Source organism: Hyphomicrobium sp. 802, assembly GCF_000526135.1.
Classification (GTDB): Bacteria; Pseudomonadota; Alphaproteobacteria; order Rhizobiales; family Hyphomicrobiaceae; genus Hyphomicrobium_B.
Genome location: NZ_JAFM01000001.1, coordinates 3,629,825 through 3,654,221, shown reverse-complemented (window position 1 = coordinate 3,654,221; position 24,397 = coordinate 3,629,825). Strand labels below are relative to the sequence as shown.

The window sequence follows — 24,397 nt, the reverse complement described above, 5'->3', positions numbered from 1 at the left end:
TCATTCTCGGCCAGATCTCATCTCTCATGTCTGACGCTCTCTCGTGCGCTCTTTCCAAAGTCCAGTATCGAATCCTGCCGCTCTTAATTGCCGGATATTTCGCAGCCTATCTCGATCGCGTAAATGTCAGCTTTGCAGCGCTGCAGATGAATGCCGATCTCTCGATCGGACCTGAAGCCTTCGGGTTTGTCTCAGGCGTCTTTTTTCTTGGCTATTTCTTGTTCGAAGTGCCAAGCAACATCGTGCTGACGCGGGTCGGCGCCCGGCTTTGGCTGTCGCGCATCATGATCACATGGGGAATTCTGTCGGCTGGAACCGCTTTTGTCAGCAACTCAACAGAGCTTGCAGTGCTGCGTTTCCTGTTGGGTTCGGCAGAGGCAGGCTTCTTTCCCGGAGTCATATATTATCTGACCAACTGGGTGCCGTCCGCTGAGCGTGCGCGGATCGTTTCAGTGTTTATGATGGCAATTCCGATTTCAACGATCATCGGCGCGCCGATCTCGGGATGGATTCTCGATGCATGGAACGGCGTCTTAGGGCTGCGCGGATGGCAGTGGCAGTTCATCTTGGAGGCGTTCCCGGCCATCGCCCTTGGAGTTGTGTGCCTGCTGCGCCTGCCGGAGACGCCAGCGGACGCAAAGTGGCTTACGCCGGCGGAGCGCGATGATCTTCTCGCGCAATTGGCCAGCGATCGACAAGAGAACGTGCCTAGCCACAGTCATTCCATCCGCGATGCGCTGACGGACAAGCGCGTTATCGTTCTTGCAATTTCCTGCTTCGGCGCCGGGATAGGACTTTACGGTCTCGGTTTCTGGATGCCGCAAATCGTCAAAAGCATGTCGCTCAGCAATACTGAAACCGGATTCGTGGTGGCGGTGCCTTATGCGATTTCCGCGATCTTCATGGTCGTCTGGGGGCGTCATTCAGATCGGACGGGAGAACGAATCTGGCACATCGCCGTCCCTTGCTTCGTTGCCAGCGTCGCATTTGCGCTATCGGCGTTCGTCACGGCGCCGATCGTGGTGCTCGTTCTATTGACGGTTGCTTCGGCTTGCACCCTTGCGATTTTTCCGGTGTTTTGGACGGTCCCTGCAGCATTGTTGGCGGGACCAGCGGCTGCTGCCGGAATAGCCTTGATCAACGCCGTTGCGAATTCGAGCGGATTCTTCGGGCCCTACTTGATCGGTTTCGCGAAAGCGAATGGTGCGTCATCGCAGACCGCCGTTGCCCTCCTCTCGTTCTTTATGTTTGCAGGTGGCATCCTCATTCTCGCGATGGATTTCGGAAGTGAGAAAAGGCGCGAAACTGATCAACGGCACTTCTCCTCGGAAGCACGATGAAAGATCTCAGAGGCATAAATCCCTTTTTTTGTGGCGGCCGCTTGAGTCTACTTGCTTTGATTTCTGGTCAATCTGGATCATTGGATCGATGATTTGTTGGGGGTGAAATGGCCGCGAACGATGACAGCGTAGCGGAATCCGGTTGGCCGCTCACGGCGCGCGATAAAACCTGGACCAGTCGGCAGCTCACCGTTGTTCTTCTCGTAACGGCTTGCGGAAATTGGTCCTATCTCATCGGACAGTACGTCGCTTTCTATCTCGACTTCAAAATGGGTGTGTCGGCCCTGATCGCGGGGGCGATGATCGGAATGCTAATCTTGACGCTGGCCGTGGTCCCAACGTCGACGAAGTACGGCATCGATTCCATTGCCGCGTCTAAGCCCCAGTTTGGTAATCGCGGCTGGCTCATTACCGTTTTTCTGCAGTATGCGTCGATTATCGGCTGGAATGCCCTTCTTCTGGTTTTTTTTGGCAAGGCCGTCGCGCAGGTCTTGATTACGCTCGGGTTGGCAGGGCCGGATCATGCGCTCGCGATCGTCCGGATGGTCTCGGCAGTGACGTGCGCAGTCGTCTATCTTGTGCTTCTCAATGGTCTCAAGGGCCTCGAAGCGGCATCGAACCTTCTGTTTATCGTCGTGGTCGGCATCGGCGTCTGGATGCTCTACCAGTTGCTTTCCGGACAAGCGGATGCGCTTGCGGTTGCGAAGCCATCAATGGCGTCGCCCAGTCTAGCGTGGAATTACGTGACCGGCGTCGAAATAAGCATCGTATCGCTGCTCGGCTTCTGGGCATATTTCGGTACGATCGTTCGCGAAGCGCCGTCGCCTTCAAGTTCGGTTCTGCCATCTATGCTTGCCATGGGGCTGTCCTTGCCTCTGCTAAGCATCGTCGGGCTCGCAGCAATGCTCGTTCTCAAGGTCCCCGATCCGACAGCTTGGCTGGTCTCGCTCGGCGGACCGCTTTACGGGATTATCGCGTTGCTTTTTGTTATGGCAGCCAATCTCGGACCTTCGCTCGCGGGTGTCTATTCGACAGCCATCGGTTTGCGTCGTGTTCCGGCGCTCGGTGATGCGTCGTGGCGTACGCTCATTCTTCTGTCGATCGTTCCGGTCGCCGCTGTAGGCATTGTCATCCCGGAAGAATTCTTTTCGAATTTTGGTACATTCCTGGCCTTTATCGGCGTTTTCTTTGCTCCTCTCTGCGCCATTCAGATTGCTGACACGTTCGTACTCCGTCGGAACAAGCTCAACATCCGCGGGATCTATGAGGAGGGGCCGGGCAGCCCGTACCAGTTTTGGGGTGGGTTCAATCCGGCGGCGTTGCTCGCCATGGCCGCTGGTTTTCTCACGTACGTTTATCTTTTAAATCCTGTCTCCTATGAGAGCCGATGGCCGTATGAATATACGACGGCTTCAATTCCCGCGGCCGTCATCGCGAGCTTTATTTATGTTGCCATCTCGCGATTTTTTGTGATGCCACGCGGCAAGGGTGATTACGACCGCACGCCGCAATAAAAACAGTGTGCGGTCATTTTAGTCCGTCTTCAGCTGGCGCTAATGCGCGACCCGGCCGCGGTGCCTGATGTCGTTAAAAATTTGGACTGTCCCGATGCTGGTTGCGCATCGTCGCGACGGAGAATGCGCAATATCGCGAGAGACGATATCCGCTTCAACGCTAAAGTATTTCCTGACTTCGAACGTCGCAATTTACTGCCGCGCCTCAATTTGAGGACGGCAAAATAAATATGCAATTTAGCGAAAGCAGGTCATTGACTTATATCAATCTACGAAATACGGTCGTTGATGTCATGAGTTATACGCTTTACGGTTTTCGCATGCTTGCGCCATGCGCAAAATGCCTTCAGTTTAGGCATTCACCGTTGGGCGCCCAACTAATGAAGGGATGCGATGCTCTTAGGTCGTACTCGGGTAAGATCTGACGTTTCCTCGGCGCCGGCCGATGATCGCACTTCGGTTGGCGCGCATGCTCAAGGCATGCAGGATTTCACCTTTGGTTCTCCGCCTTACAGATCCCGGTTCCGCCATTTGGCGTCGTGGCCCAGCGGATACGTTTCGTGAGTAACGGACCGGTGCTTCGCGGCTTTCACTGCCGACATGCAATGACCGGCCTAGGCCGGATGAAGGGCGGCTTTTCGCCCGCACTCTTTCTTCGCATCAGCATCACCAAAGAATTGGGAGTTCTGAAATGAGTAACGGGGAAGACAAGTCGAAAGCAGCGCAGGTCTCGCGTCGTCAGATTTTAGGAGCGGGTGCGGCAGGTTTAAGCGCGGCAATGCTGCCACTGCCAGCGATCATCGGCAAAGCACACGCGGCGGACGCAAAAGACGCCTTTAAGGGCGAAGAGATGACAGTGTGCGCCTGGTCCGGTGGTTATCTCGATTCCTTCAAATCAGCGATCTCCGATCCGTTCAACGAAAAATACGGCACCAAGGTTTCGCTCGTCGGCGGCTGGGACCAGATGGTCGCCCAGATGAAGGCAGCGCCACCAGGGAAGCCGCCGTTCGATATAACCGTATCGGAAGAATACACGACGCTCGGTGCGCTCGCCGAAGGCCTTTACGCCAAATCCGATCGTTCGAAATTTCCGCAGCTCGCCGACGTTCAACCGTTCTTTTTGACCGCACGCCCCGAATCCGCGCGCGATTACGGCGTCCCGCTCGGGCTCGGCTTCTCGCTGCCAATGCTAAATACGGATCTTACAGCCAAGAAGCCTCTGAGCTGGACGACGATGTGGGATAAGGATCTCGAGGGTAAGCTGGCGCTCGATGCCGGCGCATACTGGTGGCTCATCGCGATCTCGGCCATTTGGGGCGCAAAGAAAGACTTCAACGCCTTCTACGATTGGAAGCCGGGCATGGCCTCCGATCCCATCTTCGAGGCTCTCGAGCGTCTCCGTCCGGCAAAATATTATAAGGACGGAGCAGAGCTGTCGTTCCTCATGCTGCAAGAGCAGGCGTCATTCGCGCAAATTTATTCGTCAGATGCTCTCGGCTTGATGAAAAACGGCGGCCCGAGTTACCTGACCGGTATTCCGGCCGATGGAACGGTCGCTTACGGCGATTGGTACATTAAAGTAAAGGGCACCCAGCACGATGCGCTCGCCGACATGTTCCTGGGCTATATCCTGGAGAAAGAAACGCAAGATCGGTTCATTAACGTTCAGATGTCGGTGATGTCCCGAAAGGACGTGACTGTTCCTGCCTTCTGGCACAATTATCCGAAAACGAACGACGATCTGGTGAAGAACGTGCGTCTGATGACGATGGATGGGCTGCAGCGGCTCCTACCGAACTTTGACGCGATGGGAGAGCGCTTCCAGAAAGCGGTGCTGAAGACGTCGAAGGGCTAACGCGAGAATGGTTTGTGCACTTCGGCTGGAACGTGTTGTCAAACGTTACGGTGGTCACGCCGCCGTTGACGAGATCAATCTCGTGGTCGAGCAGGGTGAATTTCTCACGCTGCTCGGTCCGAGCGGTTGCGGAAAGACGACGACGCTCCGTCTTATCGGCGGGATGGACCGTCCTGACAGCGGCGTCATCGAACTGATGGGCCGCAGGGTCGATCGCCTGCCGAGCTACAAGCGCGACACGGCAACAGTATTTCAATCGGGGGCATTGTTTCCGCATCTGACCGTTGCGGAGAACGTCGCCTACGGCTTGAAAATGCGCGGCGTGCCGTCTGGCGATATCGCGCCGCGGGTGACACGCATTCTCGATGTTGTGCGGATGGCGGCCTTCGGTGGCCGCTATCCGGCTGAAATGTCGGGAGGGCAGCGCCAACGCGTGGCTCTCGCACGTGCCATGGTCGTCGAGCCGAGCATTCTGCTGTTCGACGAGCCGATGAGCGCCCTCGATCTGAAGCTCAAGCTTGAGCTTCGTTCCGAGATCCACCGCCTACACGAAGAGCTTGGCTTCACGGCCGTGTTCGTGACGCATGACCAGAGCGAGGCGATGGCGCTGTCCGACCGCATCGCGGTCATGAATAAGGGACGAATCGAACAGATCGGCACGCCGATCGAAATCTTCGAGCAACCGACCAGCGAGTTCGTCTACACGTTTGTCGGAGAATCGTGCTCGCTGGCGCTGCCGGCTGCCGTGATCGGCGGTCTTGATGACGGCACGGCCAACAAGCGTCTCTTCATCCGTCCGACAAACCTCAAGCTCGTGAACGGTGCCGGTGCAGAGAACGTTCTGATAGGGCGCGTCACGTCAATCGAATATCTCGGCGGCAGCTATCGCATCCATGCTGAAACCGAACACGGCGCGCTTTTCTTCGATAGCGCCAAGGTGCCTGAGGTCGGTCCTGATCACATGATCAAGATTGGCTGGAGAAGCGCCGACGCAACTTTTTTCCCGTTATCATAATGGCGAGCTTCGACGTGATCGGTCGCCGACCGGGCATTTTCGCAGCAAGCGCAGGTATCCCCTGGCTATTGGTTCCGGCGCTTTTGTTTCTCATCGTCATTTTCGGCTGGCCACTGCTCTACCTCTTGCGTATGAGCTTTAACGACCATACAGGCGCCAATGTCTATGTCGAAGCGTGGACGCTCAATAACTACATCGAAGTGCTGACCAATCCTCTGTATCTCACGGAAATTGGCAAGACGCTCTACATCTCGCTTGTAACCGCAGTCATCACGGTCGTTGCGGCATTTTTCTTTGCGCAGTTCGTCTGGCTCCGGGACGGCGGAGCGCGCACAATCTTTCTCGCGATCGCGCTCGCACCGATGCTGATATCGGAAGTTTCCGTCATTATCGGCTGGCGCATGTTCTTTCCGTTCAACGGTCTCTTTTCATATTTTCTTGTTTCGACTGGTCTCAGCGACCAGAAGGTCAATCTGCTCGGAACCGAGATCGCGGCCGTCGTCGGACTTTCCTACATCTCAGTGTCGTATTGCTTCTTCTCGATCCTGAGCGTGCTAAACGGTATTGATCGTAACCTGCTGACCGCAAGCGCGGATCTTGGCGCCTCGCCGATGCGGACTTTCTTTACTGTTCTGCTCCCTCTGGCGAAGGGCGGTATCGCGGCGGCGTTTACGCAGGCTTTCGTTTTCACGATGGGCATTTACGCAACGACCAATGCGCTCGGACCAGATTCGCTTTGGACCGTACCTTATGAAATTCAGCTCCAGATGCTGACGCGGCGCAATTGGCCGATGGCGGCGGCACTTTCGGTCGTCTTGATTTTGATTATCGCCATGGCGGCATTGCTGACGCAGTGGCTGCGCCATAGGAAAGGCCGCCGTTATGTTTGAGGAGCGTGCCTACCGCTATCTCCATCGCATCTTCGCCTCGTTCTTTGCGCTTTACGTTCTCATTCCGATCTGCGTAACGGCGGTGATGGCGTTCAGCAACGACAACGTCATCCGCTTTCCTATCCGGGGGTTCTCGCTGCGTTGGTTCGGAGAGTTCTTCAATGATTCTCAGTGGATCAATGCGGCGTGGAACTCCCTTGAGATTGCGGCCATGACGACGGTCATGGCGCTTGTTCTGGCGCTGCCGACCGCTTACGCCCTGGCTCATAGCCATCGCAACCGGCCATTGCTGCAGACCTTGATGATCATTCCGCTGTTTGTGCCGGGTCTCGTACTCGGCATCGCGGTAGCGATGGGGCTTGGTTCGATCACCGTCTTTGGCTCCGAGCTTTTCGGCTCGAAAATTCTCGTGGCCTGCGCCCACACGCTTTGGGCTCTTCCGCTCGCAATCACGGTTCTCGTGCCGACGTTCGAGACGCTCGATAAGAGTCTCGTCGAAGCTGCGGGAGATCTCGGAGCGCCGCCGCTCAGGGCTTTTTTTAACGTCATCGTACCGGTGGCGATAACCGGAATTGTTTCGGCAGCGCTCTTCTCGTTCATCACCTCGCTCAACGAATTCATCATGGCGCTGTTCCTGACGACGCGTGAAACTCAGACGTTGCCTGTCATGTTGTGGCTGTCTCTCAGGTCGAGCGCTTCTCCGCAAATAGCTGTCGCCTCCTTCGTTCTTGCCGCCTCCGTCTTCACCACCATCGGCATTGCGTACGTGTGGTATGCAATGGCGCGACGGAAGTAGAATTTCGATATTTTGATGCAATGCAATTATTAAAATCACATATGTGAAAAAATGAATTGAAAATTTCGACTTCTACGTAGATTGTCCCTTTCTTGGGAATTGATCGTAGCAGGACGGATCAAATGACGTCGTTCCGGAATCGTGTGGAAGTTTTGATCGTTGGCGGTGGCGTAGCGGGCGTTTCGATTGCCTATCATCTCGCCAAGATCGGCATTTCGGACGTGATGCTATGCGAGCGAAAACAGTTGACCTGCGGCACCACTTGGCATGCGGCCGGTCTCGTGACGCAATTGCGCGCGACGCGGAACATGACCGAACTCGCGAAGTATACCGGCGAGCTTTTCACCAATCTCGAAGCCGAGACGGGACAAGCGACCGGCTTTAAGCAAAACGGTGCACTTCGCGTCGCAAAAGCCGATGGGCGCTTCGAAGAGTTGAAACGTGGCGCCTCAATGGCACGTAACTTCGGTTTGCCCGTCGAAGTTCTGCGACCGGAAGAGATCAAAGAGCGTTGGTCGCCTTTGAACATCGACGGTCTGGTCGGCGGCCTCTGGATGCCGAAGGACGGGCAGGTCAATCCTGTCGATGTGACGATGGCAATGGCAAAGGGCGCGCGCAATGCCGGAGTCACCATTCTAGAAAACATCCGTGTTGAGCGCATTATCGTTGAAAACGGCCGCGCGGTCGGCGCAATAACTGATCGCGGCGAAGTCCGAGCTGATAAGGTCGTTATTTCTGGGGGAATGTGGTCGCGGGATTTTGCAGCCCTAAGCGGTGTTTCGCTGCCGCTGCATGCCGCCGAGCATTTCTACATTGTTACTCAGCAGCTCGAAGGGTTGCCGCTCGGTCTTCCCGTCCTGTTCGTCACCGATGAAGAAGCCTACTATAAGGAAGATGCCGGAAAGCTGTTGCTCGGGTGTTTCGAGAAGCAGGCGAAGCCCTGGGGGCATAACGGAATCTCGCCGGAGTTTTGTTTCGATTCTCTGCCGGAAGACTTCGAGCATTTCGAGCCAATTCTGCAGATGGCCATGAATCGCGTGCCGATGTTGGCGAATGCAGGCATTCAGCTCTTTTTCTGCGGTCCGGAGAGTTTCACACCAGACGATCGTTATTTGCTTGGCGAAACACCGGAAATCGAAAATCTGTTTTGCGCTTGCGGGTTCAACTCCGTCGGCATCTTGTCTTCTGGCGGCGTCGGCAAAGCTTTGTCGCAATGGATAAAGAATGGCCGGCCGCCGGTCGAGCTGACGGATGTCGATGTTCGGCGCATGCATCCGTTTCAGTCGAATAAGAAGTATCTTTACGATCGTACCACCGAAACGCTCGGCTTGCTTTTCGATATGCACTGGCCCTATCGCCAGTTCGAGACAGCGCGCAACGTTCGACGCAGTCCATTTCATGATCGCCTTATTGCGCAAGGCGCGTTCATGACCGAAGCCGTCGGCTATGAGCGGCCGGGGTTCTTTGGTGCGCCGGGGAGCAGACCCGAAATCGTCTACAGCTATGGGCGGCAGAACTGGTTTGATCTCGCCGCCGCCGAATGTCGGCACACGCGCCAGGCCGTCACGCTGTTTGATCATAGTTGCTTCGTGAAGTTTGCCGTGGACGGGCGTGACGCTTGTGCCGCGCTCAATCGAATCTGCGCTAACGATGTCGACGTTCCCATCGGAAAGCTTGTTTACACGCAATGGCTCAACGATCATGGAGGCATCGAAGCCGACGTGACCGTCACGCGCCTGTCGGAGACGTCCTTCCTTGTCATCACGATTGCTGCCTCGCAAGTTCGGGATTTTGCATGGCTGACGCGGCATTTGCCGAAAGATGCCCATGTCTTCGCGCGCGATATGTCTTCCGGACTGCCGATGCTGGCTCTGATGGGGCCGAAGTCGCGCGCTCTGCTGAGTACGATCACGAATGAAGATCTCTCCAATGCCGCGTTTCCGTTCGGCGCCAGCCGGGAAATCGAGATCGGATACGCAAAGGCGCGCGTGAACCGCGTGACCTTCGTCGGAGAGCTCGGATTCGAGATCGTGATGCAGGCCGAGTTCGCGCAGCACATTTTTGATGTTCTTGTCGAGGCCGGTGAGGCGTTCGCCCTAAAGCACGCTGGCTATTTCGCGATGAATTCTCTGCGCATGGAGAAGGGATACCGGCACTGGGGTCACGATATCGGCGAAGACGATACGCCGCTGGAAGCGGGAATCGGTTTCGCGGTGGCATGGGACAAGCCGCGCGGTTTCATTGGCCGTGACGCGCTTTTGAAGCAACGTGAGAAAGGGCCGCTAAAGAAAAAGCTCGTTCAGATCCAACTCGAAGGCAAGGACGCTCCGATGCTGTATCATGAGGAGCCGATCTTGCGCGGCGGTAAGATCGTTGGATCCATTACGTCCGGCGGATATGGACACTGCATCGGTGCTTCGCTCGGCATGGGCTATGTGCGGTGCGAAGACGGGGTAACGCAGGATTGGCTTTCGGCTGAACCGTTCGAAATCGAGGTCGCATGGGAGCGCTATCCGGCGCGCGCTCAGTTTGCGCCCTGGTACGATCCCAAAGGTGAGCGCATTAAAATCTAACAGCTGTCGTTAGAATTCGCCGCCGAGTTCCCGAGCCTTCGCCAGGATATCAGCGGGGCCCGGCGCGCCTTCGATCGCTCCAAACAATACTTCAAGGCGCGCCTCTGCAACTCCGCAGTAATTGAGAATGCCGACGTCGAGCTGTGTGTGCATGGCCTGGTCGTAGCCGCGCTTTGCATAAGTATCGGCGCCGCTGCCGGCGATGGCGAGCATCCAAGCGCGTTTGTGAGGATAGGTCTTATCGCCATAAGCCCATCCATTGTTCCAGACGCGGTCTATCCACCCCTTGAGAAGCGCCGGCATCGACCACCACCAGACGGGAAACACCATCACCGTCGCATCGTTGCGCTCGATGCGTGCCATTTCGCTCTGGACCTCAGGTGAATAGCTCTTGTCGGGATTGGACCAGTCGGGTTCGTCCGCTTCGTGTAGCACCGGATCAAAACCTTCCGCACCGAGATCGGCAATTTCAATCTCGTGGCCGTTGCTCGTTGCTGCTTCGGAGAAGGTCATGGCGACGGCATGGGTAAGAGAGTCGGTACGCGGATGAGCGATGACGAGCAAAATTTTCATTGATACAGCTTTCGAAAGGGGAGGTCGGTGCAGCGTCGAGCACGACTTAAATTCCCACCATTTATAACAAGCATATGCCGCAGCTTGCGCCGCGGCATATCTGTCGGGAAGTTCGATTGGCCGCTCGGCAATCAAGCCGGAGTGAAACTCTCGGCTTTCGAATAGGGGAACCACCAGAAATCTTGGTTGGAGGCCTTGGGGTCGATCATCACGAACTTGGTGTTCTGAAATTGCGCCAAACCTTCCGGGCCGAGTTGCCGCCCGCTTCCGGAGAGCTTACGGCCGCCGAAGGGCAGCGCGTCATTATCGAGTAGGGGTGCATTCACCCAAAGAATTCCCGATTCTATTTCCCGGACGGCGCGGAAGGCTTCATCCATGTCGAGGGAATAGAGGTTGGAGCCGAGGCCAAACCGAGAGCGATTGGCAAGCATGATGGCTTCATCGAAGTTCTTCACCTTGCAGATCGGTGCTACCGGTCCGAATGGTTCTTCGTTGAGAATTTCCATATCGGGCGTGACATCGGTGAGCACTGTCGGTTCGACGAACCAGCCACGGTTGAGTTCAGCCGGCCGGCCACCGCCTGTCGCGACTTTGGCCCCTTGCTGCCGGGCGCGTGTGATCAAGCCTTCATATCGATCGCGTTGCTTGCTCGTCGCAAGCGGGCCGAGATCGACGGCGCCCAGCCCATTGCCGATGCGAAGCTTGCGGGCCTCGGCAACAAGTCCGTCGACGAATGCATCGTGGATTGACTCGTGAACGTAAAAGCGCTCAGCCGATGTGCAGACTTGTCCGCAGTTGAGATAGGCAGCAAATGCGGCCCCCCGGACTGCCATATCGAGCGGCGCAGATGGCATCACGATGAACGGATCATTGCCGGAAGCTTCAACCAAACACGGCTTGAAACTTTCCGCGCACGTCCGCGCTACGGCTTGGCCGACGGCGACTGAGCCGGTATAGGCCACGCCATGTGTCTTCGAACTGCCGACGAGTTTTTGACCGACGCGCGCTCCGCCCGTGATCACCTGGATCAGACCTGGCGGAAGTCCCGTAAATACTTCCATGAATTTGAGCGTCGTCAGGCTTGTCTGCTCATGAGGCTTGATGACGACCGCATTCCCTGCGGCGAGAGCCGCAGCGGCCTCCCAGCACAGAAGGACGAGGGGATAATTGAAGGGCAGCACGATGACGATCGTCCCGAGGGGTTCTTTCACGCTGAAATGGAATTGTCCTGGAACCGTTGCGCCGGCAAGACGTCCGGTCTCGTGACGAGCGAGCTCAGCATAGTAATCAATCGCGGTTGCACACCAGGAGACCTCATCCGCCGATTCCTTGAACGGCTTGCCTTCTTCGCGCGTCAAGCACTCGGCATAGGGGCGCTTGTCTTTGCGAAGGAGTGCAGCAATCTCATGCAAAATGACGGCGCGGCTTCTGGCGTCTATCGCCGTCCAGACTTTGCGGGCGGCAGTTGCGATGTCGAGAGCCTCGTCGATTTCGTCATCGGGGCAATCAGCAATCGATCCGAGAATTTCTTCGGTCGCCGGATCGATAACATTGAAATGCTCGGTCGCCCGACTGACGACAAATTCGCCGCCCACGTAGATCTTGTTCGACAAATACGCAAAGTCGTTTTGAGCCGCCATGCCGCTCCTCCTTCTCACGCTGAAAGCGACGGTCGTTAAAACTATCGAACATAATGACATAAAAATTTGAACAGGCAAGCGGCTCTGTTCTATCTTAGCCGAGCCGTTGACCGCCCGATTGAAACGTGATCACGAACGATGTCTTGCTGCTTCGGCAAAGCAAGCGATGCATCAGAAGCGCGCCGCAGAAGTGAATGACGATGGCTCAAGCGAAAACGTCAAAACGTGAAGACAAGACGAAGACACGCTCCCGCGAAGAGGCAAGCGAGCTTGCGGTCGGTTCGAGGCTTAAGGCTGTGCGGGAGGCCGCAGGCCTTTCCCAGCGAGAGCTTGCCAAGCGCGCCGGCGTGACGAACGCTACAGTATCTATGATCGAGCAGGAGACGCATGCTCCATCGCTCGCATCTCTTCATCGCTTGCTCACGTCGATCCCGATCTCGCTGGCCGATTTCTTCGCCTTACCCGTCTCGCAGAAAAACGCACTTTTCTACGACGAGGGGGACCTGGCCGTTGTTTCGAGAGGTGCAGCAGATCTCCGTGTGCTTGCGGGTGAGCGCCGTGAAAAGAAGCTTCAAATGTTCATTGAGCGCTATAAGCCCGGCGCGGGTACAGGTGACGATCCGATTGTCTTTGAGGGCGAAACCGCAGTTATCGTCATTGAAGGTTCGATCGAAGTCGAAGCTGGCGGCGAGGTGCGGCGTCTGACGAAAGGCGGCGGCTACCAGCTTTTCGGCAGGGTGCCTTACCGCCTTCGCAATGTCGGAAAAACGGTCGCCGTCATTGCCTGCGCCTGCACGCCTCCGATTATTTGACGGCGGCTCTTATTTAAGTTGCGCGCCGCTCGGCCTGCTCTCAGTACGTGGGTGGTGTGATCGCCCAAATAACGACGGCTTCGACGTCTCCGGGATTGCTATAGCGATGTGGCGTCGTCGACGGAAAGCTGAAGCTGTCTCCTGCCTGTAACGTGAAGTGTTGTTCTCCGATCCACAGTTCGAACGAGCCCGAAAGGACGAGCCCCGCTTCTTCGCCTTGATGGGAGTAAGCTGGCTCAGCTTCGGCGGTGCCCGGGGGGAAGCGCGACATCACCAGTTCGAGCTGTCCGCGCAAGTTCGGAGATAGCAATTCGTCTGTGACGCCGGAGGCAAAACGCAAGATACGGCGATTATCCGCTCGGACGATGTGCTCCCGCTCGGCCGGATCGCAGCCCTCGGCATTATGAAGAAACCAGCCGATCGTGACGCTAAGTGCCTTCGCAATGTCTTTGAGCGTCTTGATGCTGGGTGATGCGATGCCGCGCTCGATTTCGCTCAAGTGTCCGACTGATACCGATGCGGCCAGAGAGAGTTCTTTGATCGTCAGGCGCTTGGCCTTCCGAAGATCGCGAATCTCGGCGCCCACCTGCGTTGGCGTCAGGTCCTCATCTTGGCTGTCCGAAGCAGCAGCCGAGCCGTCGTTGAGTTTCACTGCTTTATTCCGCCATTCCTTGTTCGTGCATAAATTTTCATCTTGTCTATCGAAATTTGCAAGGCATAATTTCGATATGATGAAAGCAATGACCGATAAAAATCTCCTCTGTGATGAGCGGTCCGATATTTCATCGGCGAAAGCTTGGATCGGCAAGCTGGGCGGGCGCCCCGCGCGCCAGCGAAGTTTTGCGGCATCGTCCGTCCTTGCCGTCGGTCATTTTCATTTCGATGGTTTAGCCGAAGAGGTCGAAGCACCAGAGCTGCCATTTCACTATATCTCGGTGACGTTATCGGGGCCCTTGCGCATTGAGGCTCGCCTTGGCGGCGAAAAAGTCGAGGCGCGCGTACTGCCCGGCCAATCGATGATCTTGGCCGCGGGACGAAGCAATATTTGGCGCTGGGATCAACCGACGGAAGAAGCCCATGTTTTCCTGCGGGCGGATTTTCTCGACGGTGTCGCTGCTGACATTGGAAGAAGGCGCGTAGAAATCCTGAATCGGATGGCATTCAATGACGTATACCTACGCCATACCATCTTGTCTCTTGCCGATGAAATGACGCGTTTCGGCAGTATTTCGACGATATTCTTCGATATGGCCGCGGAGCTTTTGGCGCGACGTATTCTGCTGCGCCATTGCCAAAGAAATTTTGAAGGAGCAACAAATAGAGCCGGAGCGCTGACTGCCAAGCAGTTGCGCCGTGTCCTCTCGCTCGTTCATGATCGCCTTGCAGACGATATCTCGCTTGATGATCTCGCGAGCGCCGCCGGCCTGAGCCGATTTCATTTTGTGAGGGCGTTCAAAGCCGCCGTCGGAAAGCCACCGCATCGCTGGCTTGTGGGCCTGCGCATTGAGCGCGCCAAGGAACTGCTGCTGGTGCGTGACATGACAATTATCGAGGTCGCTGCGTGCGTGGGCTTTGACAGTCAGAGTCACTTCGGCCAAGTCTTCCTTGATCAAGTTGGAATGTGTCCGCGAGATTGGCGCCGTAAGGCGCTGTGCTGACTAGAAATTGAGCAATTTTCCGAGAGACCGCCGGCGCGATCGTCCGCATCATCTTCCGCGAAGAACGAGCTCTTGGCTCTTCCGGGAGATGCATGATGACGACGACGTGGGGCGATGCCCCTTATTACGGCCTGGACGCGGAATTCGATCCGGATTGGCTGCTGACTGCCGAGCAGAAAGAACTCCGCCGTGAATTGATTGAGGTTTGTCACGACGTTCTGCGGCCGAACGCAATCGAATCCGACAAAACGAATGTCTACCCACGCGCCAATCTCGAAGCTCTCGCCAAACTTCGCCTCTTAGCTGCGATCGCTCCGAAGGAATTCGGAGGGCGAGGAGAAAACCACGTCGGCGTCATGATGATTGCAGAGACGATTGCACGCTACGGCTGTCCATCGACAGCGCTTATTTACATGATGCACATGGTGGCGGTTGCGGGCTTGGTCTACCGCGCCAAAGGCAATCCCGAAATCGAAAAGCTGCTATCGCGGATCGACAGCGAGTGTCTCGTTGGCACGGCTTCCTATACCGATCCTGAGACTGGCGGTCATTTCTGGTATCCGAAGATGTCGGGCGCGGAGCGTGTCGAAGGCGGCTGGCATGTCCACAAGAAGGCCGCTTGGACGACGTCATCGGGTTACGCCGATTGGTACATCTCCCAAACAACGAGCCCCGATTTCGACGGAAACTACGGCAATCTTTCCGTCTTTCTCTTTTACAAAGACGAAGTGATGGGATCGCCCGGCAAGTGGGACGCTTTGGGCATGCACGGCAATCAGTCCGGCCCCGTCGAGATCGACACCATTATTCCGAGAGAGCGCATCGTTGGCTGGCCGGGAGACGGCGCCATGTCGAACGATGAAGCCATCGATCCGTTAGCGATGCTGATATACGCCGGTGCCTACAATGGCGTTGGCCTTGCGTGCATCGATGTTGCCAAGAAACACGTGACACGGAAGGCGCATGCGCAGTTCGGCCGCCGTGTCGCCGACTATCCGACAATCCAGGATACGTTCGGGCGGGCGATCATGGACGGTCAGGCATCGCGCCTCTATGCCTATTCCCTCGCCAAAGCGCTGGATGACGCGACAGACGGCGGACGTTGGGACATCTACTACAAAGATCCCAAGGCTATGCCGCGCGCGAAATTCTCGCTCTGGTGTTTCCAGGCCAAGTTTCTGGCGACGCGTTTCTCTTTCGAAGTCTCCGACAAGATGCTGCAAGCCTGCGGCGGGCGCGGCTATATGCGCGATCTCGAATTGGAACGCTTACTTCGAGATTCAAAAGCCGGTTGGATCATGGGACCTTCGAATGAAGTCACGGCGCAGATCATCGGGAAATGGGGACTTTTTGGAGCCGGTTCGATCGATTGGTGGAATAGGAAAGTCGACGAACCGGTGTTGATGAATGAGCTGGAAAAACTCGACGACGCGGGCAAGCATCGCATCATTCAAAAGCTGACCTCTGAACTCAAGACGAGGACCGCAGCCGAATGATGGTCGTGAGTGACTGGACGAGCCCGGAAGACTCGGTTGATTTCCGGCAAGCTCTGGGATGCTTTCCGACCGGTATCACAATCATCACCGGCCTCACCGATGATGGCATCCGCTTCGGATTGACGGCATCTTCGTTCCAATCCGTGAGTCTGGCGCCGCCATTGGTTCTCTATAGCGTCCGAAGGGGCGCCGCCAGCATCGATCTCGTGAAAAGCAGCGGCACTTTCTGTGTGAACGTTCTTCGAGATGAGCATGCGGAATTGGCCAAACGGTTCGCAGCGCCTGTTGCCGATCGTTTCCACGGTATCGAATGGCACAGCGGTGGCTTGGGGTGCCCGGTGCTCCCCGATGCGATCGCGAATTTCGAATGTCGCCTCTGGGCAACGTACGATGGAGGCGACCATGAAATCGTTATCGGAGAGGTTGTCGCGCTGAAGCGTGCACCGGGAGGCAATCCACTCGTCTACTTCCGCGGTGAGTTCCATCCGATCATCCCTCTCAACGAACGCTAATCCGAGGAGGTTACCGATGACAATCATTACGCCGGTAAAAACGGAATACGTGACGTTCGACCCGCCAGCGCTGGGTCATCTAGGAATGATCCCTGAACTTGTGGTGCCGCCCCCTCAGGACGAGCGAATCTGGGTGCTTCTCGAACCCAACGTCTGGTTTCGTCCGCTCTTCTTCGACATGAGCGCCGGCGCACACGGCGAAGTTTTGCGCGTGAAGAAGGGAGGCGTGCTCTCTCGTCATCGCCATCCATCGCCAGTGCATGGCTTTGTTCTCAAAGGAAGTTGGCGCTACCTGGAACATACGTGGCGCGCCACGGAAGGCTCTTATGTTCTCGAACCACCAGGCGAGACGCACACGCTCACGTGCGATAGCGGCGAGGAAATGCAAACGGTCTTCTTTATACTGGGGCCGACGCTCTACATCGACGAGAATGACAAGGTGACTCTCGTCGAGGACAATTTCCAGCTGATCGAAGCGTGCAGGGCGCACTACGAAGCGGTCGGCCTCGGAGCAGATTTCGTCAATCAGTTCATCCGCTGACGTCAAAAGCTGGCCTACCAGCTCAGCGGTAAACGCCGGGTACAGGCCAACGACGAATGAATCCAAGCGCAAGGCATATTGCGACATCGAGATCGATCGGGCCTTCGCAAAGCTCCAGGTGGGCCAACTTTCCGAAGATGGCGAAAGGTCGCAATGTTGCCGATTGAACCCACGATCTGAGCGTCTTGCACGTCGCCAAGCGATCAGATTGAAACATTACAATAAAAGTATACAAATGGAGGCGAGACCATCGGCGTCCCCTTGCAATGACACGAGCCGCTCCGGTCACGGGTGGAATTGGAATAGGAGTTTCAGGTGTACAGTGCTTGGCGTGCCGTTTGCGCGTGCGGATTCGTATGTTCTGTCCTCACACTGTCTCAAGCTTCAGCTCAAGAACCGCCGCAAGATTTCACGCAAGCGCCTGCCGCTGATCCAATTCCGATGCCGCAGATCACTGTCGAAGCTGCCAAGGTAACTTCGACGAAGAAGGCGCCTTCCAAGAAAAAAACCGTCGCGTCGAAAAAGCCAAATTCTCTGCCGCAAAGTGCCAGTTCCGTGCAGACTGACTCGGCTGCTGCCGCGGCGATGCCGGCGACCAATCCAATGTCCACGCTGACGCCGCCGGTCGCCTACGCAGGTGGTCAGGTTGCGACAGGCGGCCAGCTCGGAATGCTCGGCAACCGAAGCGTGATGGATACGCCTTTCAATCAGACAAGCTTTACGGCGAAGACGATTCAGGACCAGCAGGCCCGCTCGGTTGCGGACGTCTTGTTGAATGATCCGTCGGTACGCGCAAACCAAAGCGCGAGTGCGGGTTATGGCCAGGATACGTTCTACATTCGCGGCTTCTATTACGATACCGGCGAAATGGGATTGAACGGGCTTTATGGCATCGCGCCCACCTATACCACGCAACCCAATTACGTCGACCGTATCGAAGTTTTGAAAGGACCGAGCGCGCTCTTGAACGGCATGCCTCCGGGCGGCGCAGTGGGCGGCAGCATCAATCTTGTGACGAAGCAGGCGCCTGACGATCCGATCACGCAGGTCACGACGACCTATCAATCTCAGGGGCTGGTCGGTACTGAACTCGACTACGCCCGACGCTACGGCCTGAGCAAAGAATTCGGTGTGCGGTTCAATGGGAGCTACGGCTCCGGCGACACCGCGATCGACGATCAGCACAACGAGTTGGGCGATGCCGTTCTCAATCTCGATTATCGCGGCGAGCGGCTGCGCCTCTCTGCAGACGTCGGTTATCAGGCGAATGATTTGACAGGCGTCCAACGGTTCATCACCGTGGTTCCTTCATCACTTCCTACTTTGGTTAGGCCCGTTCCCCCCTTCCTGCCGCTTATGAACGGAAAAGTTCCGCCAGCGCCAGATGCCTCATCTAACTACGGCGGCATGCCTTGGGAGTATTGGAATACAAGCTCGACGTTCGCGATGGTACGCGGCGAGTACAAACTTACCGATCACGTGACTGCCTACGGCGCCTACGGCTGGAGTGACAACAATCTCGACTATCTCTTCGCTTCGCCTGGCCTGCTCAACGCTAACGGAGACTTTGTAACCTTCCCGCTCAAAGGTGGCTCTCTGACGCAAAACTGGGCGGGTAACACGGGGATCCGTGCCGACTTTGATACCGGTCCGATCAATCACCTGTTCAATGTCGATTATTCCAAGACTGTACGCGACAACGTCGGTCGCTGGCACAACGGTAACGCGGCGTCTTGCCTGCCGCCGCCCTACAACGTAGCGTTCCAAGGGTACAGTATCTGCTCGAACATCTACGATCCGGTTCCCATCCCGAAGCCTACGTCCTTCGGCCCGCAGATCGCGACGTTGGCGGAAACCGACCTGTCGAGCGAGGGCGTGTCGGATACGATGTCGATCCTGGACAATCGCGTCCAATTCACGATCGGCGTCCGTCATCAGGATGCAGGAGCCGACAACACTCGTACTACTGCAACAAGCACGGACACCTCGTCGACGGACGCGTCGGTCTGGAGCCCTGCGTATGCCGTGGTGGTAAAGCCGCTTCGGAACGTTTCGCTTTACGCGAACTATATCGAAGGCCTGCAGATGGGAACGACAGTTGGTCCGACCTATTCGAATGCCGGCGACGTGCTGCCGCCGTCGCAAACCACTCAGAAAGAAGTGGGAATTAAGGTCGATTTCGGGGCCATCAGCACGACGTTCGCTGCTTTCGACATCGCAGAGCCTTCGCTGCTCGCAATCAACAACGTCCTTGGTTATGACGGCGAGCAGCGCAATCGCGGCCTCGAATTCAATGTGTTTGGTGAGCTTACGCCAACGCTGCGCCTGTTGGGCGGCGTTGCTTTGATCGATGGGCGCTTGGAAAAAACAGCTAACGGCACCAATGACGGGCACAAAGCGCAAGGTGTGCCCGATACCAGCGTCAACATGGGCGCCGAATGGGATACGCCGATCCGAGGCCTGACCCTGAACGGCCGGACGATCTATACGAGCGGCGTCTATATCGACGCAGCAAATCATTACTCCATTCCCGATTGGACACGCTACGACGTTGGCGCCCGCTATACCTTCGATAATCCCTGGAACGGCAAGCCGATGACAGTTCGTTTTAACGTCGAGAACATTCTAGATACGAACTATTACGCATCATCATATAGCGGTGACGGCATCATAACAGTCGGTGCGCCGCGCACCTATCTGGTGTCGAGCACGGTCAACTTCTGATCGTTAAGGCTGCGCGATTGTAGTCCAAGCGCGGACGCTCACAGCTGGATGTTCGTATAAGTTCTAACTTCGAAGAGGCCCGCAATTCCTTCGCCGTCCTTCATGCTGACAGTGCTGCCGGCGCTCATTTTTATGGGGGCCGGTCTCATCTTACTGCGTGCCAGTTGGCTCAGCGATCGCAGGCCGCATGTGCCATGGGTGGTCGGCGGCTGGCTGTCTCTTGTCGCAAGCTTCGCCGTCCTGATGCGCCAAATGAGCGGCGAGGTCGCGCTAACCTACGGTCTGCTGGCGCTTGCTATCATGGCCTACGCCGCCGTCGCGATGACGGTCGAAGTGCGGGGCAGACGATCTCCGGTGATGGCGTCTCTCGCGCTTGAGCCGGAAGCTCGGCGCACCAACTGGCGACGCGCGGTTGCCAAAAGTCTGTTGGCTATTGTGCTCGCCGGTGTCGCTGCAATCGGCGTCGGGGTCGCATTCGCCGTCGCCATGCCGCTCGGGGTTCATGATCGCATTGTTATAGGCGGCGTGCTGGTGCCCGTGCTGTGGGGCGGCGGCATGGCGTGGACGCTCGCGGATGCGAAGCTCGCGCGGGCGACGATCATTCTGCTTGGCGTGTCGGCCGTGAGTTACGGCATCGCCTTTTTGCCAAAAGTTTTGATGTGATGACGAGCCTAAAGCCGATTGTACAAGACATCGCGAGAAGCCGGAAACGTCCGCTGCTGCCGCCGAAGTTCGTGCAAGCCGTGCTCGCCGGACACTCGGCACTGGGGCTCGCGTTTGCCGCTTTGATATACGTCGTGTGTCTGACAGGCACACTTAGCGTTTTTTTGCTGGAGTTTCACCGCTGGGAACAGCCGAATGCGCCGCGGGTCAGCGGTCCGCTCAGCGCTAAGGCTGTAACGGAGGCGACTTGGGCAGCACACGGGCAAGCCCTAATCGATGACGCAAGCCAAAATGTCGTTCTGACATTTCCAAGCGCGATCAATCCCCGATTCACCGTCAACTATTTCAATGTGGCTACAGGGAAAGACGGAGAATGGGTGGCGGACGCGGATGGCCGATTGGTCGTGCGCACGGTTGCTCCATTCGCCGATTTTCTCGGCGAACTGCATACGCGGCTTCATCTGCCACGGACTTGGGGGTTCTTCATTGTAGGTTTAACCGGGGTCACGCTGCTGTCCTCTCTCATATCGGGACTGCTCGCACACCCGCGAATCTTCAAAGATGCTTTCGCGTTGCGCTGGGGCGGTTCGAAGCGATTGCAGGAAGCCGACCTTCATAATCGGTTGGGTGTCTGGGGGCTGCCGTTTCATTTTATTGTTTCGCTGAGTGGGGCGCTTCTTGGTCTTTCGACGTTAATCGTCGGAGTACTGGCTTTGGCGGCGTATGAGGGCGATTCCGACAAAGCGTTGGCGACCATTCTCGGTCCAAGAGCAGTGGCGACGGGCAAGCCCGCTGCGATGCCGGACATCGCCTCTATGATCGCCGACGTGCGGCGCGAGAAACCCGACGCAGAGCTCGTATCTGTTCAATTTCAGCAGATTGCGACGAGCGGCCAAATGGTGCACTTGCGGATGCGGACACCGGGACATCTTGCATTTGCAAATACCTATTACTTTGATAGCACTGGCAAACGCATCGGTGATGGTGGTCTTGAAGAGGGCGGGATCGGGCAGCAGATACTCGGAGTGCTGCAGCCGCTTCACTTCGGCTGGTTTGGTGGCCTAACCGCAAAAATTCTCTACGCTATTCTAGGTCTGGCGCTCACGATCGTCACGCAGAGTGGAGTTGCGATCTGGCTGGCTCGCCGGCGAGACAAAGGGCGGCCGGCTGAGCGATGGGAAAGGGTCTGGTCAGGTCTGGTGTGGGGACAGCCGCTGGCACTCGCAATTGTAGCGGTTGCGGCGCTCTATGTGCAGGATGGGCTCATTGCTGTTTATCTAACGGCGACCATCGCGAGTCTTTCAGTCTCATTCGTGCTTTGGAACGCAGCGCTCGTTACGAAAATACTGCAAGCGCTGACTGGTGTTGCCTTGGCGTGTGTCGCCACGCTTCACTTCTGGAAGTGGCGCGGATTGGCGACCGATCCAGCGTCATCGTGGATCGATGCCGGATTGCTGATCATGGCGGCAGTTATTCTAATTCTAGCCGTTCGGACTTCGTACACGGTGAGAACGTCGAATATCTCTGCCGCGATCCCATGATGGTCAGTAAGCAGAGATAATGATCGGAGCGTTAGCTGCGTGGCAGCCGCACTGTCGCCAGCAAACCACCGTCATGAGGTGAACTGAGTGTGATCGTGCCGCCCTGGGCAGAAACGATATCTCTGGCAATGGCCAATCCAAGTCCTACGCCGCCCGTTTCCCTGTTGCGAGATTGTTCAAGCCGGTGAAATGGCTGAAAGGCCGTCTCAATCAACTCGTCCGGAATGCCGGGACCGTGATCCTTTACAGTGACAACGACATGCTCGCCATTTAGCTGAAGCCCGACGCGTGCGGACATCCCGTATTTCACCGCGTTGTCGACAATATTCATGAACGCTCGTTTGGTTGCGATGGGCTGGCAGACAGTAAGCAGATGATCCGGACCTTGGTAGTCGACGCATGCGCCTGCATCCGAAAAACTATCACAAATCGTGATAAGTAATGCACCGAGATCCACACGCTCGGCCTTTTCGCGTTTCAAGTCGTCGCTTGCGAAAGCGAGCGTCGCCGAAAGCATCTGCTCCATCTCCTCGACATTGTGGACGAGCGCGTTCTTGCTCGCGCTTTCATCTAGTTCCTCCATCGTCAACCGGAGTCGGGTCAGGGACGTTCGAAGATCGTGCGATATGGCGGCGAGCATGTGCGTCCGCTCATCGACGAAATTCTTGATGCGGTTTTGCATCTCATTCAGTGCGCGGCCGACAACCGCAAAGTCTCCCAGCTTCCTCGTATCGACCGGGGTGGCGTTGCGATCGATCCCAAGGCGTTGCGCCGCACCAACAAGGTCATCGATCGGAGACAGCGTGCGCTTGGCCGTCCATATGGATAGAAAGGAGATTAGAAGGATCGCGCCGGCGGCAGTGATCATCGGGGGACTAAAAAGCGGACCTAATCGTGGTGGGCGGCGCGGCTCAATGTGTAGCCAGCTTCCATCAGGTCCTTGGACCAAAATGCTGAAGCCGCCGATAATGGGAATATCGGGCTCATTGGTCGCCAATGCACCTGTCGGCAAATGTTGCTCAAATCCTGCGGGCACAAACTGTGTGTTCTCGCCGCCTCGCGGGAAAGGCGGACCCCCGCGCGGTTCCACCGAGACGCTCCTGATGCTCCCGCCCAGGCTTTCACGAAGCGAACGCTCCAGCCGCATAAAGAACCCGGACGCAACGCGCTCTGGGCTTGGTGGCTCCATACGTATCTCGTCCCACGAAATGAAAAGATGCAGCTCGTCGCTGAGCGTTTTGGCGACATCTTTGCGACGCGTCGTCTCGACGTCGAAGATTTTCTTCGTTGCTTCGCTCGTTTCAGAAATCAGCCAGCGCGCGCTGTAGATCGTTTGTGTGGGGGGCGGCAAAAAGAAGAATGTCGCCGCATTGAGCCCCTGCAAAAGAAGCAGTGCAGTAAGCATCGTGAGTGCAATGCGCGTGCTGAGGCCGACCCGAAATTTTCGCATGGGGGTTGCTTTCAATCGCGCGTCGCTTCGCTGTCGATCGGGGCGGTGAAAATATAACCGCCGCTGCGAACGGTCTTGATGAGCGTCGGTTGCGCGGGATTGGATTCGATCTTGCGCCGCAGTCTGCTGAGCTGGACGTCGACTGTGCGATCAAAGGGCGTGCTGGAACGTCCGCGCGTCAGGTCGAGAAGTTGGTTTCTGGTCAGGACTTGCTGGGGCCTTTCAACAAATGCGAGCAGCAAATCGAATTCTCCCGCTGTAAGATCGACGAGGACATTATCCGGATTTCTCAGAACCCTTCTCACCGTATCGAGATGCCAACCGTCGAACACGTAGATGCTCTGCGTAACCGGCTCTTCTTTCGAAAGAGCGTTCTGCGTTCTGCGAAGAACCGCACGGATACGCGCAAGAAGTTCGCGCGGACTGAATGGCTTTGTTACGTAGTCGTCAGCACCGATTTCCAGACCAATAATGCGATCCGTCTCGCTCGACATCGCAGTCAGCAATACGATCGGAATCGGCCGGGTCGCTCTTAGTCGTCGGCAAAGAGACAAGCCGTCCTCGCCCGGCATCATGATATCGAGAACGATAAGATCGAATTTCCCCACCTCAAGCGACTTCCACATCGCAATATCGTTTCCGGCTTCTGTGACGCGAATGCCGTTCGAGACGAGAAAGCGAGCTAGGCCGGTGCGTATCTGTTTATCGTCGTCGACTAGCAGGATATGGGGAGATGCAAACAACTTATCGCCTTTGGGGTTCTAACTGGCATTCTATCTTCTTTATTGCTTGGTCAGCCACACA

Annotated in this window: 20 protein-coding genes; 15 read left to right on the top strand and 5 right to left on the bottom strand. The window is 56.5% G+C overall.

Features of this window, described 5'->3' with window-relative positions:
• Window positions 1–26 precede the first annotated feature (26 nt).
• The 7 genes from HYP802_RS0118540 to HYP802_RS0118505 all read left to right on the top strand — a co-directional run bounded on the left by HYP802_RS0118540 (window position 27) and on the right by HYP802_RS0118505 (window position 9,983).
• Window positions 27–1,340: an MFS transporter gene (locus HYP802_RS0118540; protein WP_013949206.1), complete on the top strand. Its 1,314-nt coding sequence runs from the start codon at window positions 27–29 to the stop codon at window positions 1,338–1,340.
• A 107-nt stretch (window positions 1,341–1,447) separates the two neighbouring features.
• Window positions 1,448–2,854, top strand: a complete 1,407-nt coding sequence (locus HYP802_RS0118535; protein ID WP_013949205.1) for a cytosine permease — start codon at window positions 1,448–1,450, stop codon at window positions 2,852–2,854.
• 691 nt (window positions 2,855–3,545) lie between these two features.
• Window positions 3,546–4,709 carry an extracellular solute-binding protein gene (locus HYP802_RS0118525; protein WP_013949202.1) on the top strand — a complete coding sequence of 388 codons (1,164 nt, stop codon included), beginning with the start codon at window positions 3,546–3,548 and terminating at the stop codon, window positions 4,707–4,709.
• Window positions 4,710–4,716: 7 nt separating this feature from the next.
• A complete protein-coding gene (locus HYP802_RS0118520) occupies window positions 4,717–5,724 on the top strand; it encodes an ABC transporter ATP-binding protein (protein ID WP_013949201.1) in 1,008 nt (335 codons plus the stop codon).
• Between the two features lie 14 nt (window positions 5,725–5,738).
• The gene (locus HYP802_RS0118515; RefSeq protein ID WP_157135467.1) at window positions 5,739–6,614 is read left to right on the top strand and encodes an ABC transporter permease; all 876 of its coding nucleotides are present in this window, start codon (window positions 5,739–5,741) and stop codon (window positions 6,612–6,614) included.
• Window positions 6,607–7,410: an ABC transporter permease gene (locus tag HYP802_RS0118510; RefSeq protein WP_013949199.1), complete on the top strand. Its 804-nt coding sequence runs from the start codon at window positions 6,607–6,609 to the stop codon at window positions 7,408–7,410. The genes HYP802_RS0118515 and HYP802_RS0118510 overlap by 8 nt, the downstream gene beginning before the upstream one ends.
• Before the next feature lie 122 nt (window positions 7,411–7,532).
• On the top strand, window positions 7,533–9,983 hold the full coding sequence (locus HYP802_RS0118505; protein ID WP_013949198.1) for an FAD-dependent oxidoreductase: 2,451 nt from the start codon (window positions 7,533–7,535) through the stop codon (window positions 9,981–9,983).
• Window positions 9,984–9,992: 9 nt separating this feature from the next.
• Here the strand turns inward: HYP802_RS0118505 and HYP802_RS0118500 are convergent, their stop codons facing one another.
• Complete coding sequence (locus tag HYP802_RS0118500) at window positions 9,993–10,556, bottom strand: NAD(P)H oxidoreductase (RefSeq protein WP_024276302.1); 564 nt, start codon at window positions 10,554–10,556, stop codon at window positions 9,993–9,995.
• Between the two features lie 131 nt (window positions 10,557–10,687).
• Entirely contained in the window at window positions 10,688–12,196 is a 1,509-nt protein-coding gene (locus tag HYP802_RS0118495; RefSeq protein WP_013949196.1) for an aldehyde dehydrogenase family protein, read from the bottom strand.
• Window positions 12,197–12,396: 200 nt separating this feature from the next.
• Between HYP802_RS0118495 and HYP802_RS0118490 the strand changes: the two genes are divergently transcribed.
• The gene (locus HYP802_RS0118490; RefSeq protein ID WP_013949195.1) at window positions 12,397–13,008 is read left to right on the top strand and encodes a helix-turn-helix domain-containing protein; all 612 of its coding nucleotides are present in this window, start codon (window positions 12,397–12,399) and stop codon (window positions 13,006–13,008) included.
• 40 nt (window positions 13,009–13,048) lie between these two features.
• On the opposite strand, the gene HYP802_RS0118485 is transcribed toward HYP802_RS0118490, so the two are convergent.
• Entirely contained in the window at window positions 13,049–13,660 is a 612-nt protein-coding gene (locus HYP802_RS0118485; protein WP_013949194.1) for a cupin domain-containing protein, read from the bottom strand.
• On the opposite strand from HYP802_RS0118485, the gene HYP802_RS23040 reads away from it, so the two are divergent.
• The 7 genes from HYP802_RS23040 (at window position 13,650) to HYP802_RS0118445 (ending at window position 22,143) form a co-directional block, all read left to right on the top strand.
• On the top strand, window positions 13,650–14,666 hold the full coding sequence (locus HYP802_RS23040) for an AraC family transcriptional regulator (protein ID WP_155831273.1): 1,017 nt from the start codon (window positions 13,650–13,652) through the stop codon (window positions 14,664–14,666). The two genes, HYP802_RS0118485 and HYP802_RS23040, sit on opposite strands and share 11 nt — an antisense overlap.
• A gap of 92 nt (window positions 14,667–14,758) precedes the next feature.
• Window positions 14,759–16,162, top strand: coding sequence for an acyl-CoA dehydrogenase family protein (locus HYP802_RS0118475; protein ID WP_155831272.1), 1,404 nt, complete (start codon window positions 14,759–14,761; stop codon window positions 16,160–16,162).
• Window positions 16,159–16,674 carry a flavin reductase family protein gene (locus HYP802_RS0118470; RefSeq protein ID WP_013949191.1) on the top strand — a complete coding sequence of 172 codons (516 nt, stop codon included), beginning with the start codon at window positions 16,159–16,161 and terminating at the stop codon, window positions 16,672–16,674. Before HYP802_RS0118475 ends, HYP802_RS0118470 begins: the two co-directional genes overlap by 4 nt.
• Before the next feature lie 16 nt (window positions 16,675–16,690).
• Window positions 16,691–17,215, top strand: a complete 525-nt coding sequence (locus HYP802_RS0118465; protein WP_013949190.1) for a 2,4'-dihydroxyacetophenone dioxygenase family protein — start codon at window positions 16,691–16,693, stop codon at window positions 17,213–17,215.
• A 441-nt stretch (window positions 17,216–17,656) separates the two neighbouring features.
• Window positions 17,657–19,939 (top strand): TonB-dependent siderophore receptor, encoded by a 2,283-nt coding sequence (locus HYP802_RS0118455; RefSeq protein WP_024276299.1) that lies wholly within the window; start codon window positions 17,657–17,659, stop codon window positions 19,937–19,939.
• Between the two features lie 102 nt (window positions 19,940–20,041).
• Window positions 20,042–20,602: a hypothetical protein gene (locus tag HYP802_RS0118450; RefSeq protein ID WP_024276298.1), complete on the top strand. Its 561-nt coding sequence runs from the start codon at window positions 20,042–20,044 to the stop codon at window positions 20,600–20,602.
• Window positions 20,602–22,143: a PepSY-associated TM helix domain-containing protein gene (locus HYP802_RS0118445; protein ID WP_024276297.1), complete on the top strand. Its 1,542-nt coding sequence runs from the start codon at window positions 20,602–20,604 to the stop codon at window positions 22,141–22,143. Before HYP802_RS0118450 ends, HYP802_RS0118445 begins: the two co-directional genes overlap by 1 nt.
• Before the next feature lie 31 nt (window positions 22,144–22,174).
• On the opposite strand, the gene HYP802_RS23035 is transcribed toward HYP802_RS0118445, so the two are convergent.
• Window positions 22,175–23,140, bottom strand: a complete 966-nt coding sequence (locus HYP802_RS23035) for an ATP-binding protein (protein WP_245261512.1) — start codon at window positions 23,138–23,140, stop codon at window positions 22,175–22,177.
• Between the two features lie 464 nt (window positions 23,141–23,604).
• The gene (locus HYP802_RS0118435; protein ID WP_013947425.1) at window positions 23,605–24,336 is read right to left on the bottom strand and encodes a response regulator; all 732 of its coding nucleotides are present in this window, start codon (window positions 24,334–24,336) and stop codon (window positions 23,605–23,607) included.
• Window positions 24,337–24,397 lie beyond the last annotated feature (61 nt).

Bases quoted from the DNA above. Each gene is read 5' to 3' on its own strand.
- HYP802_RS0118490 (WP_013949195.1), top strand. From the start codon at position 12,397: ATGGCTCAAGCGAAAACGTCAAAACGTGAAGACAAGACGAAGACACGC.
- HYP802_RS0118450 (WP_024276298.1), top strand. From the start codon at position 20,042: ATGCTGACAGTGCTGCCGGCGCTCATTTTTATGGGGGCCGGTCTCATC.
- HYP802_RS0118510 (WP_013949199.1), top strand. From the start codon at position 6,607: ATGTTTGAGGAGCGTGCCTACCGCTATCTCCATCGCATCTTCGCCTCG.
- HYP802_RS0118500 (WP_024276302.1), bottom strand. From the start codon at position 10,556: ATGAAAATTTTGCTCGTCATCGCTCATCCGCGTACCGACTCTCTTACC.
- HYP802_RS0118520 (WP_013949201.1), top strand. From the start codon at position 4,717: ATGGTTTGTGCACTTCGGCTGGAACGTGTTGTCAAACGTTACGGTGGT.
- HYP802_RS0118465 (WP_013949190.1), top strand. From the start codon at position 16,691: ATGACAATCATTACGCCGGTAAAAACGGAATACGTGACGTTCGACCCG.
- HYP802_RS0118525 (WP_013949202.1), top strand. From the start codon at position 3,546: ATGAGTAACGGGGAAGACAAGTCGAAAGCAGCGCAGGTCTCGCGTCGT.
- HYP802_RS0118475 (WP_155831272.1), top strand. From the start codon at position 14,759: ATGATGACGACGACGTGGGGCGATGCCCCTTATTACGGCCTGGACGCG.
- HYP802_RS0118470 (WP_013949191.1), top strand. From the start codon at position 16,159: ATGATGGTCGTGAGTGACTGGACGAGCCCGGAAGACTCGGTTGATTTC.
- HYP802_RS0118540 (WP_013949206.1), top strand. From the start codon at position 27: ATGTCTGACGCTCTCTCGTGCGCTCTTTCCAAAGTCCAGTATCGAATC.
- HYP802_RS0118495 (WP_013949196.1), bottom strand. From the start codon at position 12,196: ATGGCGGCTCAAAACGACTTTGCGTATTTGTCGAACAAGATCTACGTG.
- HYP802_RS0118455 (WP_024276299.1), top strand. From the start codon at position 17,657: ATGCCGCAGATCACTGTCGAAGCTGCCAAGGTAACTTCGACGAAGAAG.
- HYP802_RS0118535 (WP_013949205.1), top strand. From the start codon at position 1,448: ATGGCCGCGAACGATGACAGCGTAGCGGAATCCGGTTGGCCGCTCACG.
- HYP802_RS0118445 (WP_024276297.1), top strand. From the start codon at position 20,602: ATGACGAGCCTAAAGCCGATTGTACAAGACATCGCGAGAAGCCGGAAA.
- HYP802_RS0118505 (WP_013949198.1), top strand. From the start codon at position 7,533: ATGACGTCGTTCCGGAATCGTGTGGAAGTTTTGATCGTTGGCGGTGGC.